Origin of the sequence: Haemophilus sp. HN_Hi16, from assembly GCF_049823435.1 — a bacterium.
GTDB lineage: Bacteria > Pseudomonadota > Gammaproteobacteria > Enterobacterales > Pasteurellaceae > Haemophilus > Haemophilus influenzae_D.
Window position 1 is genome coordinate 1671988 of record NZ_CP187500.1, and the last position, 14857, is coordinate 1686844.

Annotated in this window: 17 protein-coding genes; 16 read left to right on the plus strand and 1 reads right to left on the minus strand. The window is 38.4% G+C overall.

What is annotated here, in order from left to right; translation table 11 throughout:
• Positions 1-11 precede the first annotated feature (11 nt).
• From ACPT9C_RS08255 to ACPT9C_RS08265, 3 genes are all read left to right on the plus strand, one after another.
• The gene (locus ACPT9C_RS08255; protein WP_005653583.1) at positions 12-485 is read left to right on the plus strand and encodes a DUF3158 family protein; all 474 of its coding nucleotides are present in this window, start codon (positions 12-14) and stop codon (positions 483-485) included.
• Positions 486-730: 245 nt separating this feature from the next.
• Complete coding sequence (locus ACPT9C_RS08260; protein WP_005687556.1) at positions 731-1153, plus strand: single-stranded DNA-binding protein; 423 nt, start codon at positions 731-733, stop codon at positions 1151-1153.
• 26 nt (positions 1154-1179) lie between these two features.
• The gene (locus tag ACPT9C_RS08265; protein ID WP_005687559.1) at positions 1180-1698 is read left to right on the plus strand and encodes a membrane lipoprotein lipid attachment site-containing protein; all 519 of its coding nucleotides are present in this window, start codon (positions 1180-1182) and stop codon (positions 1696-1698) included.
• A gap of 215 nt (positions 1699-1913) precedes the next feature.
• Here the strand turns inward: ACPT9C_RS08265 and ACPT9C_RS08270 are convergent, their stop codons facing one another.
• Positions 1914-2471 carry a plasmid fertility inhibition factor family protein gene (locus ACPT9C_RS08270; protein WP_011271830.1) on the minus strand — a complete coding sequence of 186 codons (558 nt, stop codon included), beginning with the start codon at positions 2469-2471 and terminating at the stop codon, positions 1914-1916.
• A gap of 90 nt (positions 2472-2561) precedes the next feature.
• Here ACPT9C_RS08270 and ACPT9C_RS08275 point away from each other — a divergent pair, with 90 nt between their 5' ends.
• From ACPT9C_RS08275 to ACPT9C_RS08335, 13 genes are all read left to right on the plus strand, one after another.
• Positions 2562-4607, plus strand: coding sequence for a DNA topoisomerase III (locus ACPT9C_RS08275; protein ID WP_105872825.1), 2046 nt, complete (start codon positions 2562-2564; stop codon positions 4605-4607).
• A gap of 885 nt (positions 4608-5492) precedes the next feature.
• Positions 5493-5921: an STY4534 family ICE replication protein gene (locus ACPT9C_RS08280; protein ID WP_011271832.1), complete on the plus strand. Its 429-nt coding sequence runs from the start codon at positions 5493-5495 to the stop codon at positions 5919-5921.
• A gap of 114 nt (positions 5922-6035) precedes the next feature.
• Positions 6036-6677: a DUF3560 domain-containing protein gene (locus ACPT9C_RS08285; RefSeq protein WP_040975694.1), complete on the plus strand. Its 642-nt coding sequence runs from the start codon at positions 6036-6038 to the stop codon at positions 6675-6677.
• Between the two features lie 139 nt (positions 6678-6816).
• Complete coding sequence (radC, locus tag ACPT9C_RS08290; RefSeq protein ID WP_112064985.1) at positions 6817-7287, plus strand: RadC family protein; 471 nt, start codon at positions 6817-6819, stop codon at positions 7285-7287.
• A gap of 92 nt (positions 7288-7379) precedes the next feature.
• Positions 7380-7976, plus strand: a complete 597-nt coding sequence (locus ACPT9C_RS08295; RefSeq protein WP_233781949.1) for a hypothetical protein — start codon at positions 7380-7382, stop codon at positions 7974-7976.
• 90 nt (positions 7977-8066) lie between these two features.
• Positions 8067-8798, plus strand: coding sequence for a TraX family protein (locus tag ACPT9C_RS08300; protein WP_047922047.1), 732 nt, complete (start codon positions 8067-8069; stop codon positions 8796-8798).
• 98 nt (positions 8799-8896) lie between these two features.
• Positions 8897-9526, plus strand: a complete 630-nt coding sequence (locus tag ACPT9C_RS08305; RefSeq protein WP_012564935.1) for a lipoprotein — start codon at positions 8897-8899, stop codon at positions 9524-9526.
• A 3-nt stretch (positions 9527-9529) separates the two neighbouring features.
• The gene (locus ACPT9C_RS08310) at positions 9530-10270 is read left to right on the plus strand and encodes a TIGR03759 family integrating conjugative element protein (protein ID WP_012564936.1); all 741 of its coding nucleotides are present in this window, start codon (positions 9530-9532) and stop codon (positions 10268-10270) included.
• Entirely contained in the window at positions 10249-11007 is a 759-nt protein-coding gene (locus ACPT9C_RS08315; protein ID WP_011271840.1) for a transglycosylase SLT domain-containing protein, read from the plus strand. The genes ACPT9C_RS08310 and ACPT9C_RS08315 overlap by 22 nt, the downstream gene beginning before the upstream one ends.
• A 15-nt stretch (positions 11008-11022) precedes the next feature.
• On the plus strand, positions 11023-11529 hold the full coding sequence (locus tag ACPT9C_RS08320) for an integrating conjugative element protein (protein WP_011271841.1): 507 nt from the start codon (positions 11023-11025) through the stop codon (positions 11527-11529).
• On the plus strand, positions 11526-13775 hold the full coding sequence (traD, locus tag ACPT9C_RS08325) for a type IV conjugative transfer system coupling protein TraD (protein ID WP_047922048.1): 2250 nt from the start codon (positions 11526-11528) through the stop codon (positions 13773-13775). The genes ACPT9C_RS08320 and traD overlap by 4 nt, the downstream gene beginning before the upstream one ends.
• Positions 13759-14094 (plus strand): hypothetical protein, encoded by a 336-nt coding sequence (locus ACPT9C_RS08330; protein ID WP_005687581.1) that lies wholly within the window; start codon positions 13759-13761, stop codon positions 14092-14094. The genes traD and ACPT9C_RS08330 overlap by 17 nt, the downstream gene beginning before the upstream one ends.
• Complete coding sequence (locus ACPT9C_RS08335) at positions 14094-14780, plus strand: TIGR03747 family integrating conjugative element membrane protein (protein ID WP_005687582.1); 687 nt, start codon at positions 14094-14096, stop codon at positions 14778-14780. The genes ACPT9C_RS08330 and ACPT9C_RS08335 overlap by 1 nt, the downstream gene beginning before the upstream one ends.
• Positions 14781-14857: the final 77 nt, after the last annotated feature.

Genomic DNA, 14857 nt, shown 5'->3' on the forward strand with positions numbered 1-14857 from the left:
AGATTGGGATTATGGATAACGTGCTCATTCCTTCTGATATGTATAAACAATTAGGACGCACAACCCCACTTAATGACTCGCTGAAACAGTTATTCAGTGAGTTAGACTCAGTGCAACAGTATGAATTACTAGCTGAATCCCTTGCTACAGTCCGTGAAGCTTTAATGTTGCAGCAGAATGAAATGTTGCAGAATGTCCGTAAAAGTGAACTTAGTGTATTACCTATTCACATGATCCGAGATAAAGCATCATCATCCGGTGGGACGTTTTTACGCTGGCGCAGTTTTCAAGCTTCTAAGACTGGTGATGCTGTGTTAAATCCGGTATTTAATAATCCTCAGTTATCTTCAGACTTACGACAAAAACTTGTCTCAGCTGAGAAAGAACGCATTTTGATTAATCTGCAGGTCTCCGTACTAAATTTTATGATGAGACAGGTATCAAGTGCGGTAGATAAAATTAAAGAGATAGAAGATCATTTATAACATTCACATTTGTGAACGTTGGATCTTCTAGTTTGTAATCGGCTAATTTATATAGTTTGTGATCGGCTCACTAAAAGGCCTTTTAAAGGTAAGGGGACAAGCCCCTTACCTTAACGAAAAAAAGCCTTTGCCTTTCGTGGTTGTGTTAAAAAATCTCTGTGTTTTTTACTGAATTTACCCTTAAGGATTAGATGTAAAAAATGCACAATCTTGACAGTTAATTTTGTGATTTAGGAGAAATCAATATGGCTGGAATTAATAAAGTAATTATCGTGGGACATTTAGGTAATGATCCTGAAATGCGAAGCATGCCGAATGGTGAAGCAGTTGCAAATATCAGTGTAGCAACTAGCGAAGCTTGGACGGATAAAAACACCGGTGAACGTCGTGAAGTGACTGAATGGCATCGAATCGTTTTTTATCGCAAATTAGCTGAAATTTGTGGCCAATATCTCAAGAAAGGAGCGCAAGTTTATATTGAAGGACGCTTGCGTACTCGTAAATGGCAAGATCAAAACGGGCAAGATCGTTATACCACGGAAATCCAAGGTGATGTAATGCAAATGTTAGGTACTCGCCCTCAAAGTGCAGATGGTGCAAATAATTCTCAGCCAATGCCACAACAAGATGCATCGGCAAATGCTTTTGATGATTCAATACCATTCTGAACTCAATATAATTAAGGTTAATCGTGATGAAAAAAATAATTTTTGTTTTATCTGCCGTCGCTGCTTTAAGTGGTTGTGCTGAATTAAACTCATTGAATGATGCGGTTGGTAATGTTGCAGGTCAGCTCAGCAGTGTTCTTGGCGGGGGGAATAGTTCCTCTAGTTCTTCCGGTGTGGCTTACACTCAAAGTTCTCGTTCTCATCGCTATAACGTAGAGGATTCAATTACATCATCTAAAAATATTGACTCTCTTTACGTAAAAATTAAACGTAATTTAAAATTCAAAACACGGGAGGAAGCATTAAGTGGATTATCCGGGTATGAGCGTCAACGTTACGAATCGCTTTTAGATGAAGAAGGACATGCTCATGAAGCGACTCCTGGGGTCTATTATCACATGGCAAATAGCTATGTTGGCGGTCGAAAAATTGACATAACGCTTGCAAAAGAGGATGGCAAGGTTAGAATTTCCTGGATTGCATCCTCAAATGAATCTGATTTTGCTCAATTTGTTAAATCAGAAGTGATAAAAGCAATTAAATAATACGACAACATAAACATAGTGTAGGTAATCAATACCTCATTCTCCTTTGCCCCAACCTTAGTGGGGCTTTTTTTATTTCAGTTATTTTTAAATTTCGATACCGATAATAACGATTATTTTGTATGATAGATAACGAAACAAATTTGTTTTTTGAGATCCATCCAAACTTTTCCTTTTCCTCATATTGTTTAATATCTCAAACGTTTACCCCTTGGCTACAAGGGGTATTTTTCTCCTGTAATTGCAAAAAATAAATTAAGTGGCTCAAAATGAAGTGAAGATAATGGGCTTGCATACTTTGACAGAATTTTAGCTTTCTCTTTATGGTTTCTAACCAAAATAGGAAACTCCTTTACACCATTTGCAAGCAACCAAAGCGTTCTTGTCATACCATCATTAAGACTACAGCTTATTTCTCCATCTTTAATATGAACATTTACATCTGCAAGTGGAACTGGAGAATCCATACTTTTAGCAAATCCGTTTTCAGCATGATGAAACTTATAATCTTTTCTCCATGTTGACTCATCGCCCGCACATGTATTTTTATCTACCTCATACGGTGATCGCTGCCATAAAGAAAGAAACTTTTGAGCATCTACGATGACAATCATGTTCTCTTGATTAGCCATATTTTCAATATGCTGTGGATAACGCATATACACGACTTTCTGCTCTCTCGTTTTCATTCTAAAAATAATATATCTATCTCGACCTGAATATCTAAGCGTATCAACCATCACTCCAATTGATGAAGGGGTCAGTTTTATCATGATTTACTCCTCAGTTTAAAAAGAATTCCTAATTGTGGTTTATCTTATTACATCGAAAATATCTCTCAAATATCAATGAGAGAAAACATCATGAAATTATTTTTATGTGAAAAACCATCACAAGGCAATGATATTGCAAAAGTATTAGGTGCGACAAAGCGTGGTGAGGGTTGTTTATCAACACCTGACGGTCAGCTTACAGTTACCTGGGGAATTGGTCATCTAGTAGAGCAATTTAATCCTGAAGAATATGATCCTGCCTTTAAAAAGTGGGCATTTGAGACCTTGCCAATTATCCCGGGTAAATGGGGGCTTTCACCTAAAAAAGAAACAAAAAAACAGTTCAATGTCGTCATGAAACTTATCAAACAAGCTAAACTTGTTGTCATTGCAACCGATATTGATAGAGAGGGCGAAACTATAGCAAGAGAATTGCTGGATTTGGCAGGATTTCGAGGGCAAATAAAACGCCTTTGGTTGTCCGCACTAGATGATACCAGTATTCGCAAAGCCTTGGGTGCACTTAAAAATAATGAGGAGACACTACCTCTTTACTATGCGGGGCTTGCACGTAGTCGAGCTGATTGGCTTATTGGTATGAATTTCTCTCGTCTCTATACCTTATTAGCTCAACAACAAGGGTATCAAGGGAAACCTTTAAGTGTTGGTCGGGTACAAACTCCAACATTAAGCCTGGTTGTTAATCGTGACCGTGAGATAAAAAACTTCATTCCTAAGCAACATTTTGCTTTGCAAGTAATGCTTTCTGATGGAAATCAGCATTTTGCTACGCAATATGTTATTCCGGAGCAATATTGTGATCCTGATGGACTTTGTTTGTCTGCCCAAGTTATACAAGCAGCAAATCAGCAAATTCGTCAATTGGGCCAAGCGAAAGTGGAATCAGTTGAAACTAAACGTGAAAGACAAAATGCCCCACTTTGCTTTGCATTAAGTGACTTACAATCAGAAGCTAACCGCCTTTATGGACTGGGTGCGCAAAGAGTATTGGATATAGCTCAATCACTTTATGAGACTCACAAAGCGACAACCTATCCTAGAACAGATTGTGGTTATTTACCGGAGTCTCAGTTTGCAGAAGCGCCTCAAATTATCCAATGTTTGTTGCAATCCGATAATCGATTACAACCCCTTGCAGGTATGCTAAACCTTAATCAAAAATCACGAGTTTGGAATGATAAAAAAATTACCGCTCACCATGGCATTATTCCAACTATGATTAAAGCTGATATTAGCAAAATGTCTGATGAAGAATTAAAGCTTTATGATCTCATACGTCGTCGTTATTTAGCTCAATTCTTACCTGTTTCTGAAACAGATAAAACACAAATTATTTTGAAGTGCGGTCAACATATATTAAGTGCACGTGGGAATGTGCTTATTGCTCCAGGTTGGAAAATTCTATTTGGCAAATCACTTGATGAAGATGATGACGCACCTCAAGCCTTGCCGACGTTAAAGCAAGGACAAATCTGTCAGATTTCTGATTCAGAAATAAAAACCTTACAAACATCACCACCTAATCACTTCACGGAAGGTACATTGCTCACCGCAATGAAAAATGCAGCTCGCTTTGTAACTGATGAGCGTTTAAAACAACGCTTACGAGAAACAGAAGGGCTTGGTACAGAAGCTACTCGGGCGGGAACGATTCAAGGTTTGATTGATAAAGGTTTCTTGAAAAAGAAAGGTAAATCACTATTAGCGACAGATGAAGCAATGACGCTAATTGATAATTTACCTCAGATGTTAAAAGATCCTGGTTTAACCGCACTTTGGGAGCAAGCGCTCAATCAAATTGCTGAAAGAACGCTTTCTCTAGACGTGTTTATGCAAAAACAAGAAGTCTTTGTGCGGCATTTGATGGCTGATTGCCTTAAAAAGGGAATGAGTTTGGGGAATATTGAAATTCGTAAATGCCCTAAGTGCGGTGCGCCAATGATTAAAAGAAATGGTAAAAATGGGGCTTTTTTTGGGTGTTCTGCTTATCCAAATTGCCAACATATTGAAAATATTGATAGCAAGAAGAATACGAAAAGTACAAAAAATTTAAAGAAAAAGTCGAGTAAAAGTGTGAGTGAGCAAATTTCATCTTTACGAAGCTTATTGAACTAGGATTTAAGCGCCTGTGAATGGCGAGCCCTCAAAAATAGTGCTATACTAAAGCCTTCGTAAGACCGTTCGTGAATTGTCGGTTATCAATTCACACTAGCCAAAAATGATTCCAGCACGCTGAAAGGAATTTCTCACATTGATTAACGCTCCTTGTGAGGTGTGCCACCTAGTTAATCAGAGTAATGATGGAGTAACGCCCCAATTTACTCTCGACTTTTCAAATCGCTGGCCATTGCGGATTTTTAAAGTGTATTGCAAAGTGCATTTTGAAAATTCGCAATGGCTTGCTACTTTCTCCTTACCGGAGCCCACCGGTGAAACAATGGGTGCCCTTTGTGTCAATTTGATGCCACAGATATAACCGATTGATGGCCACAAAGTAATCGGATAAGGCGAGCCGTAAAAATCCGTATATGGTAACGAACGTATCAGTATTTTTATGAATCAAATTAGTTTGGCCTACTTAATTTTTATTTAATCAATCTATAGTCAAAAACTATAAGGTCATTCAGGAAACTGGGTGACCTTTTCTTTTGACTAAAATATCTCCAAATAGAATTTTTAATTTTTTATACATTTACAGTTTGCTTTAGATTTTAATAACAACAGTTTTTAAGGTGCTGTGAAAACAGCCTTTAAGAAGTTGCATGATTCTTGAGAAGCAACGCCTTGCCTTAGTGCAAGTAGAATCATAGCCAAAATTTTTTCCAGCACACTGAAAGGAGAATCTACGAATAATTCGTAGGTGTGCCACCTTAAACTACCCTTAACCTAAAATAAGATTACTTATTCTAGTTTAATCACAATTTAACCCTTGGCGGGAAACATTTTTCCCGTGTTGGGTAAGGATGTTTCTCCGCTTTTTTACTACTTAGGAGAAACATTATGTCTACTCAAAACGCACAACCAAAATATTTCAATCTTCATACTTCTGGCATTGGTTATTTAAGCGATATTCGCGAAATCAAGCCGAAAAAAGGAGATGCATTTTGGGCTTGTCGAATTGCTGCTCTTACAGGTTCTTCCGATTCTCCGGAATATCGTTTTTTTGATATGAACGTATCCGGTGAAGAAACTGTAAATTTAATCAAACGCTGTCAAGAAGCTGTTGAAGCTAAGAAAAAAGTCTTGGTTTCCTTTGTAATGAGTGATTTGTGGTATGACACATTCACTTATTCAAAAGATAGCGAATATCACAAAAAAGGTGATACTGGCGTGTCGATTAAAGGACGACTCTATCGTATTAACTTTATTAAAGTTGATGGTGAGTTGAAATATCAAGCAAAACGCCAAGATGAGCAAGGGAATGACTAACCTATAAACTGATGAAAGCCAACAACAAGATTTGTTGGCTTTTTCTTTACCCTGAAGGGGAAACTCCCCTTATGGGTGGTTTCTCCTTTTTTATTTCTATTTGAGGAGAAACCTATGAATACTTACGCTAAATTTTGCCCTAATGTTTTTGTTGCTAAATGTCCGGATGCTCACCAAAAAGGTGACGTTATCATCTTAACCAGTAAATACGGTAAAGAGACTGAAGTGGAGATTCATAATCTCGTAAAAACCTCTGAGGATGCGTATTTTTATTCCTTCACCCGTTGTGATGGAGTGAATAGTCAAGTTCGTGCAGAACAAAAAGCTGAGCGTTATCAAAACGCAGCTAATAATGCATTAAAACGCAGTGAACAATATTGTGAAGCTGCTAATGAAGGCCGTGAATTTCTTCGCTTGGGGGAACCGATTAAAATCGGTCATCATAGCGAAAAACGTCATAGAGCCTTGATTGAACGTAATGCAAGACGCATGGATAAGTCTATTGAAGAAATGCGTAAAGCAGAAAGTTATGACGGTAAAATCGCTTATTGGGAACAGATGGCAGGGAAAATTGATTTATCCATGCCGGAAAGTCTTGAGTTCTTTAAGTTTGAATTGGAAAAAGCCAAAGAAAAACACCAAGAGCTTAAAGATAAACCTGAATTGCGAACACATGCTTTTTCTCTCACTTATGCTAAAAAAGCAGTCAATGAGCTTGAGAAAAAAGTAAAATTAGCCGAATTACTTTGGGCGTAAATGCAAGTCAGACTTTTTAAATAAAGTGGACTCTATTAAAACCATGTACCATTAAAGTGTGTGTTAATTTGACCGCACTTTCACCCATAGGGGATATATCCCTTATGGGCGATATTCCCTATTTTAGAAGGAATATCGAATGTTTAAATTAAACGAGCAACAACAAGCTATTTTAGAACAGGCACAGGTTATTTTAACTAAAGTGATGGAAGAAAAGCCCTTTTACCAAGGTGCACAGGAATTTACTGAGCCATCAATAGCTAAACTCTATTTTCAAACCATTATAGGTAATGAAGAAAGAGAAAATTTCGTGGTACTTTTCTTGGATAGAATGCACAGATTGATTAAATCTGAGGTGATGTTTCAAGGATCTGTTTCAGAAATTTCTGTGTCGATTCGGGAGATTATTCGACAGGCATTAAAGCTAAATGCATCAGCAATTATCATTGGGCACAATCATCCAACTGGAAATGTTGAGCCTAGTGATGCTGATAAATATATAACCAAGAGATTAAAGGAAGCTTGTGAATTAATGGATATTAAATTACTTGATCACTTTATCGTTTCTGGTTCTGCGTCTTTTTGCTTTACTGATAATCATCTTATGTAGCTAACAACCTTTCACCCATTGGGGGATAACACCCTCAATGGCAGTGTTATCCCCTTTACTTTTTACATTTTAAAAATTTAGGAGAAACACTTATGTGTAAGGAAAATCGTATTTTAGAACTTGGAAAAATCTTCGTCTCTCGTCGTATCTTAGCGGAATTAACTACCGAAAAGATCAATGAGGTCATCTCGTGGCATCAAAATGGCTGCATTATCATGCTGGGGAATAAAGATTGGATTGAAAAACCGCCACATCCGCTTTCAGAAATTGTCATGAATTTCTATCAAGCAGATAATGGTAAAGACACTATTCAACTCTCTACTTCAGTAGATGATGACGGGAATCGAACAACTAAGATTTCTTTTTCTGATGAAAGTGAAGATGAGCAAAGAGGACACTTTGATTGGGATATATGTCAATCAAAAAGAACACCACTTAAGTTAGGGGATGTTTCGTGTACTATCTGCGCTAAACAGTTATTGGGAATGCCAACCATTCATCGCTTAATTGAAAAACAATTAAGTTATGATTGGGGTGCTACCAGCGTTGAAGATTGGATTGAAAACGATCATGCCGTAGAGAAGGATAAACGCATTGTGAGCCAGCATTTTATTGATGGGGAAAGTGTTTTTATCATCACTGAAGCAGATCGTAGCTCTACAACGATTATGCTCGGATATGAATATTAATCTATTTACCTTGAAAGCCTATCTACATAAAGTAGATAGGCTTTTCCTTTTTAGGGTATGATAAATAAAACTCTTTTTAATAGTATAACGATGCCTTATTTAACCTCTTCTCAAACTGAATGCTTAAAATGGTTAGCTCTTATCACGATGATTATCGATCACATTGGTGTGGCTTTTTCAAATGCTTACCCTGCTCTATCCTGGTGTCGGGTGATAGGGCGATTTTCCTACGTGGCGTTTGGATTTATCATCGCACTTAATTTATCTCGAGATAAAGTGAACTTTAAAAGTTATTTCACTTGGATGATAGCAACCGCATTTTTATCTGAAATCAGTTTTACGCTTTTCGAGCCTAATTATGACCGTTTAAATGTCCTATTTCAGTTTTTATCTGTAATCGGGGTAATATGGGTATATAAAAACCGTCAAGACTTAAATAGCTGGGTCATGTTTTTTGGATTGGGCTTTTTTATTATTCTTTCCGCACTCTCTGATTATGGTTTACCTGGGCTTTTATATTGCATTGGTTGTTATCTCTTTTTGCAAACAAAAGATACTCAATATCGTCTTATTACGATGCCAACCTGTGTATTGCTCGCACTTTTCGTCAATCATAGTTTTATTGATAATTTCGGGGAAACTATTGTTGAAACAATCAGTGTTGTAACTGTTGTGGTCGGTACAATGATATTTATTCTTCACCCTAAAGGCCTTCGCCAATGTAATCTCTCAATCTCTCGAATGCCTAAGCTTTTCTTTTATCTTTTTTACCCGGTGCACTTAACAATTATTGTTGGCGTTAAATATATTTTTCTCAGCTAATTTTTCTATCTTTACTTCAAGAAGAATAAATTATTCAAATTCAGGTGAGAGTTATCCATATTAAGGCATTATTTAAATACCTTAATTGGAGCCTCATCATGAAAAAAATTCTATTAACCACTTTTGCATTGGTTGTGCTTTCAGGTTGTGCACATAAACAACAAACAGCCGATGAGCAACAAGCACTAGAAAATCCAAATATTCAACAAGGTCAGCATCAAGTTTTACAACCGGAAGATAGAATTGTTCGTCCGGATATTTACACAGACTATCAGCCTGAACGTACAGAAGTGTTACGTGAAGGTCGATACACTTTAATTAATTTCTCTCCGGAAGAAGGTCAAAAATACCTTCTAGACCAAAGTGTCACTGTCAACATGTTAGGTAAAAAGAAACGAGCCTTAACGGCAACCGTTGAGCAGGGATTACGCACGACGTTAAAAGATACAGGCCTTTCACTTTGCCATGGCTTTGGTCAGAATGAACCAACACTTTCTACGCTTTATTCCCGTCCATTACCAAAAGTACATTATCAATTTGGCCCGATGGCTTTACGTGATGCCCTTCAAATGTTAGCAGGGCCGGCTTATGAAATTACTATCAATGACGTTTCTCGTACCGTTTGTTTTAAATTACGCCCAGCTGTACCGGAACGTGCTACAGGGGAAAAGCCGAAAGTAGAAACCACAACAACGACAACAACCACAACAGAAATCATCGAGGAATAAGCAATGAATCATGTTAAAAAAATATCCTATGTGGCGATGATATTAGGGATGTTTTCTACTGCTGTATTTGCTGATGTCACAGCAGCGAATACGCTGGCTACTCAATCCTTAAACCAGCAAAACTTGGTGACAAATAAATTAAATCAACAAGAGTTATTAGCTAAGTCTCAGGAGTGGGGTTTAACTGAGCAAGAATGGCAACGCTACCAAGAGCTTAATCAAGGTGCTCGTGGTATATGGTCGCCAGGTCTTGACCCTTTAACCTCGCTTGGTGTGGAGTCTCGAAATGAGCAGGAAAGAGAGCGTTATGCTCGACTACTGGCAAAAAAAATGCACGACCGCATGGAGCGAGAGCTGCAGTTCCAACGCACTTATGATCGCGTATTTGCTGAAATGTATCCAAATGAGCAACCATTTAAGGTTGAACCTCATATTTCAGAGCGGTTTGGACGGGTGATTTATTTTACTCGCCTAGAAAATTGTGACAAATGTGAAGCGAATGCTGATCGTGTATTGCAATATGTGAATGATAAAACGCCTATAGATATTTATTTTGTTGGCGTGAAGAATAATGAGCAAATCTATAATTGGGCGAAAAAACATAATATCGACCCAAATAAAGTGAATAGAAAATTAATTACCCTTAATCATGATAATGGAGCCTGGTTACAGTATGCAGATGGCAAAATGCCTGCTGCATTCCAAATTCAACAGGATGGGCAATGGCAACAAATCGTCTATTAAAAATCGTATTTAGCTTAATCGGTCTTGGAGTTGCGACTCACTCCGTTGCATTTAATGGCTTTGGAACTGATATTGATGGCTATATTAAAGATGCATCTAATCGCTACCAGGTCGATGAAGCGATGCTACGTGGGTTAGTAAAAATTGAAGATGGGTGGTATGGAAATGTTTCCCCAACCGGGGCAACCGGTGTGGGGCAATTTACCCGGGGTACCTGGAATTGGCTTGCCACAACAGATGAGGGGCGAGCCTTAGGTATGACTCAAATCACTCGTTACAATCGTGATACACCTTTCGACCCTAGAAAAAACAATCAACTTAACACTCTAGCAACCGCACTTTTAGCTAGATGGCATATTAATCAGTTTTTTGAGCGAGGCATAAAACCATCCCATGAAAATTTATATCTTGCTCATAATATCGGTATAGATGGGTTACATCGAGCGCTACAAGGTAGAGCAACACGTGAAGATATTCTAAATATGAAACGTAACGGGATGAAAAAAGGAATGTCGGTACAAGGCTTTCTTGTTTATCAAAGTGAGCGTTTTAATGTCAGTAAACAAATAGCTAACTTCCAGCGCCCTTCAGTATCACCACGTTATCAAATTGAGAACAAACCATTACCAGCCAATTTACATTGGGTTTCTCCAACAGAAACCGCTATGCGTTGGGTTGAGCCAGCGTCAAATCAAACAAATCAACAAGCTATTCGTTGGCAAAATCCAACCAATTAATACGAGAACAGAATTATGCAGTATAAATCCTTTTTCCTCTCTTTGGTCTGCTTAGGAGCAGTAGTTCAGGCGCAAGCTGAATTAAAAGTTATTGGTGATTTTGGCGGAGAAAGTGCAGTCCGTTTTTATGAAGCATTACAACCGGATGAATCAATGGTTCAAGCCTACCCTAATAGCGTTCCTTCAACATTGACCGAAGCGGATATTTTACCTGTTATCTCACATAGAATGACACCGGGCCAAATACAACCAGTCAGAATGAATCTTCCTGGAATGTTGCCTATTTTTCTTATTGGAACAGATAACTTATCTAAAAATTGGCTACACGCTAATTATAATTACCTTAAAAAAATTGGTGCAATGGGACTTGTAGTAAGCGTTAAAACAACAAACGAATTAAGCGAGTTACGCCAATTAGCACCTGATTTAACCTTAATGCCAACGCCAGGGGATGACTTAGCTTCAAGATTGAATCTTGCTCACTACCCTGCTTTATTGACTTCAGAAGGATTGTCGCAATGAGTCAAAAACATGTATTAGAAGGTTTACTTAGACCGCCTGTTGAATTTTTTCCAGCTGCCGTCCATGGTACTTGTGCTTTTGTTTGTTGCGGTGCGCCTTGGTCGCTCGCATTAAATCCTCTTATTGGATATGGATTAGGGGCTGCTTTCGCAGGTATGGGGGTTATGCGTTTTCGTCAAGGCATGGAAATTGTACGCTATCACCGAAATTTACGCAGACTCCCTCACTATGCTTTGACCAGTCGTCAAATTCCAGTAAGTAAAAAAGCCTTGTTCTTAGGACGAGGCTTTGAATGGGAGCCAAAGCATACGCAACGTCTTTATGACTGTTTCTCTGCAAATGGGCAAATTTATTGGAAAAATGGGAAGTGGTTTAAAGCCGCTCGTGATTATGAAAAAGTGCATGATAATTGGTTATCTAGACTCACTTCAATGGACTCTCCATTAAATCCAGTCAGACCGCTACCGCCAGTTGGCGGCATTCCGGTGATGCATGGTGTGGAGCCGAATGAACGCGATATTATGCTTCCGTTAGGCGACCGTGGCGGTCATACCTTAGTATTTGGTACAACTGGCGTAGGGAAAACTCGTTTTGCTGAAGTGCTTGTTACACAAGATATACATCGAGGTAAAACACCTGAAGAGCGTGAAGTGGTTGTCTTTTTTGATCCGAAAGGCGACCCGGATATGTTAAAACGAATGTATGCAGAAGCAAAACGTGCTGGGCGTGAAAATGAATTTTATGTATTCCATTTAGGGCATCCGGAAATTTCTGCTCGATATAACCCAGTTGGTCGCTTCGGTCGAATTTCTGAAGTGGCAGGACGTATTTCTGGGCAATTAAGTGGAGCTGGAAATAGTGCAGCATTTAAAGAGTTTGCGTGGCGTTTTGTGAATATTGTCTCCCGTGCATTGGTTGAAATGGGAAAACGCCCGGACTATGTGCAAATCTCGCGTTTTGTACAAAATATTGATGCACTTTTCTTAGACTACGCAAAACTTCATTTCGATGCCGTCGATAAGAAAATATGGCCAACGTTGGCTTCAGTTGCGGCTAACTTAGATGTAAAAAATTTACCGTTCTCGATGAAAGATAGACCGCTTATTGCTGTTATTAACCAATATATTTTAGAGAATAAAATTTTTGACCCAGTACTTGAAGGATTATCAAGTGCGGTACGTTACGACAAAACCTATTTTGATAAAATTGTGGCATCGCTTTTACCGTTACTTGAAAAACTCACTACAGGTAAAACTGCAGAGCTTCTCTCGCCTGATTACACTGATATTCATGATGAGCGCCCTATCTTTGATTGGGAATCTATTATTCGTAAAAGAGGGATTGTTTACGTTGGTTTAGACGCGCTATCTGATGCGACTGTCGCTGCAGCTGTGGGTAATAGTATGTTTGCTGATTTGGTATCAATGGCTGGTCATATTTATAAATTTGGCGTAGATGAGGGGTTGCCAGATGCATTTAAAACTAAAAGCAAACCGCCTAAAATCAACCTTCATTGCGATGAGTTTAATGAATTAATGGGGGATGAATTCATTCCACTGATCAATAAAGGTCGTGGTGCGGGAATGCAGGTAACAGCCTATACTCAAACACTTTCAGATATTGAAGCTCGTATTGGAAGTAAAGCGAAAACGGGACAAACAACAGGTAACTTCAATACACTTTTAATGTTCCGGGTAAAAGAGCCGGCCACTGCAGAGTTTTTAACGCGTCAGCTCAACGATGTCACAATTTATCAAAGCATGGTGACATCAAGTACGACAGATAACAGCAATCCGGATGATGGCAAGGCGTTTACGTCTAATACTGGTGAACGTATTTCTGAAAAAATGGTGCCAATGCTATCGCCAGCACATATTACAAATTTACCAAAAGGACAGGCATTTGCTCTTCTTGAAGGGAGTACGCTTTATAAATTAAGAATGCCTTTACCTGCGGTTGATAAAGATGATGTGATGCCGGAATCACTTCAAGAATTGACGGCTTATATGCGCAAAAACTACCATATTTCTCCAAATTGGTGGCAATCTGCATTTTCTGATTATGCGCCAAGTCAAGATATAGCAACCGCTTTTCAGTCAATGTCATTAAATCGTGCACCTTCACACGCAGGAGAAGAAATGCTTTTCGGGGATGTTGAAGCTCCAGTTGCTGAAGATATGGAAGATGAAGATATTGATCAGAATGATGATACAGATGAGGATGATTTTGATGACACAGATAATTAATCAGCCGGATATGAACTTGCTTGATATTCCGGATATGAGCGTAGATTTCAATTCAGTCACTAGCTGTTCTTGTGGGCTGGAAAACGCTGATGAATTACTTAATTACTTTTTACCTTATTTGGAAGATTGGAATAATCAGCGTTATACCACACATGAATTTGCGAAAAAGTATGCAAATAAAGGCATCTCACTTTGGACGGCTAATGATGTAAAAAAATCTGAAAATGGCATCCAGGCAATTCAAATTTTTTTAGACGGTGAAGTAAAAGGTTATCTTTTCTTTCACTGTAAATTATCTCCAGCGGGAACATTACAGTAATGGCAGAACAACAAGTCAAAAAAAAGAAAAAGGGTCTTTTTTACTACATTAATGCGGTATTAGCCGCCTTATTGGGTTCCCTGATTTTGAGCATTATTCTTGAATGGTTAGGTATTGCATTTTTATGGCCTGAAGAAGGTCATTTACACAGTCAAAAAATGATGCTAACTGAGCTTGGATGGCTTTCTGATAGTCTAACGAGAGGTCTTTTCTATCATTCTCCAAAAGAGCTGGCTGAAGGTCTTATTTTGTCATTACATGAATGGCTTTTTGTGAAAACAGGTGTAAAAGATTGGTTAGCCAACCCTCGTGAGCATAGTGGCGTAGGTTTGTGGGTGTATCATTATGGGCGAGCGTATATTGAGTCAGTGATTTATGTTTTTATCACCTTTGTTATTCGACTTGTAGTGATTGTTTTTACTTCCCCACTCTTTTTGTTAGCCGCATTTGCGGGCTTTACTGAAGGGTTAATGATGCGTGACCGTCGTAAATTTGGTGCGGGCAGAGAGTCTAGTTTTCTTTATCATCATGCACGTCGATTAATTGGCCCGATTATGTTGTCGGCATGGGTATTGTATCTTTCTATCCCAATTTCTATTTACCCGAATATAATTTTGGTGCCAGCTGCATTTCTATTTGGACTATCCATCTGTGTAACGGCAGCGAGCTTTAAAAAATACCTTTAATATTCCTCTATGTTGTCATTATGGGTGCTTATTTTTCCAAGAATAAGCGCCCTTTTTTATCACTAAAAACTGTTTTG

What these genes read in the sequence shown, in the direction of transcription:
- ACPT9C_RS08260 (WP_005687556.1), top strand. Translation starts at nt 731, where the DNA reads ATGGCTGGAATTAATAAAGTAATTATCGTGGGACATTTAGGTAATGAT.
- ACPT9C_RS08275 (WP_105872825.1), top strand. Translation starts at nt 2,562, where the DNA reads ATGAAATTATTTTTATGTGAAAAACCATCACAAGGCAATGATATTGCA.
- ACPT9C_RS08330 (WP_005687581.1), top strand. Translation starts at nt 13,759, where the DNA reads ATGACACAGATAATTAATCAGCCGGATATGAACTTGCTTGATATTCCG.
- ACPT9C_RS08335 (WP_005687582.1), top strand. Translation starts at nt 14,094, where the DNA reads ATGGCAGAACAACAAGTCAAAAAAAAGAAAAAGGGTCTTTTTTACTAC.
- ACPT9C_RS08305 (WP_012564935.1), top strand. Translation starts at nt 8,897, where the DNA reads ATGAAAAAAATTCTATTAACCACTTTTGCATTGGTTGTGCTTTCAGGT.
- ACPT9C_RS08320 (WP_011271841.1), top strand. Translation starts at nt 11,023, where the DNA reads ATGCAGTATAAATCCTTTTTCCTCTCTTTGGTCTGCTTAGGAGCAGTA.
- ACPT9C_RS08310 (WP_012564936.1), top strand. Translation starts at nt 9,530, where the DNA reads ATGAATCATGTTAAAAAAATATCCTATGTGGCGATGATATTAGGGATG.
- radC (WP_112064985.1), top strand. Translation starts at nt 6,817, where the DNA reads ATGTTTAAATTAAACGAGCAACAACAAGCTATTTTAGAACAGGCACAG.
- ACPT9C_RS08300 (WP_047922047.1), top strand. Translation starts at nt 8,067, where the DNA reads ATGCCTTATTTAACCTCTTCTCAAACTGAATGCTTAAAATGGTTAGCT.
- ACPT9C_RS08280 (WP_011271832.1), top strand. Translation starts at nt 5,493, where the DNA reads ATGTCTACTCAAAACGCACAACCAAAATATTTCAATCTTCATACTTCT.
- ACPT9C_RS08255 (WP_005653583.1), top strand. Translation starts at nt 12, where the DNA reads ATGGATAACGTGCTCATTCCTTCTGATATGTATAAACAATTAGGACGC.
- ACPT9C_RS08285 (WP_040975694.1), top strand. Translation starts at nt 6,036, where the DNA reads ATGAATACTTACGCTAAATTTTGCCCTAATGTTTTTGTTGCTAAATGT.
- traD (WP_047922048.1), top strand. Translation starts at nt 11,526, where the DNA reads ATGAGTCAAAAACATGTATTAGAAGGTTTACTTAGACCGCCTGTTGAA.
- ACPT9C_RS08270 (WP_011271830.1), bottom strand. Translation starts at nt 2,471, where the DNA reads ATGATAAAACTGACCCCTTCATCAATTGGAGTGATGGTTGATACGCTT.
- ACPT9C_RS08315 (WP_011271840.1), top strand. Translation starts at nt 10,249, where the DNA reads ATGGCAACAAATCGTCTATTAAAAATCGTATTTAGCTTAATCGGTCTT.
- ACPT9C_RS08295 (WP_233781949.1), top strand. Translation starts at nt 7,380, where the DNA reads ATGTGTAAGGAAAATCGTATTTTAGAACTTGGAAAAATCTTCGTCTCT.
- ACPT9C_RS08265 (WP_005687559.1), top strand. Translation starts at nt 1,180, where the DNA reads ATGAAAAAAATAATTTTTGTTTTATCTGCCGTCGCTGCTTTAAGTGGT.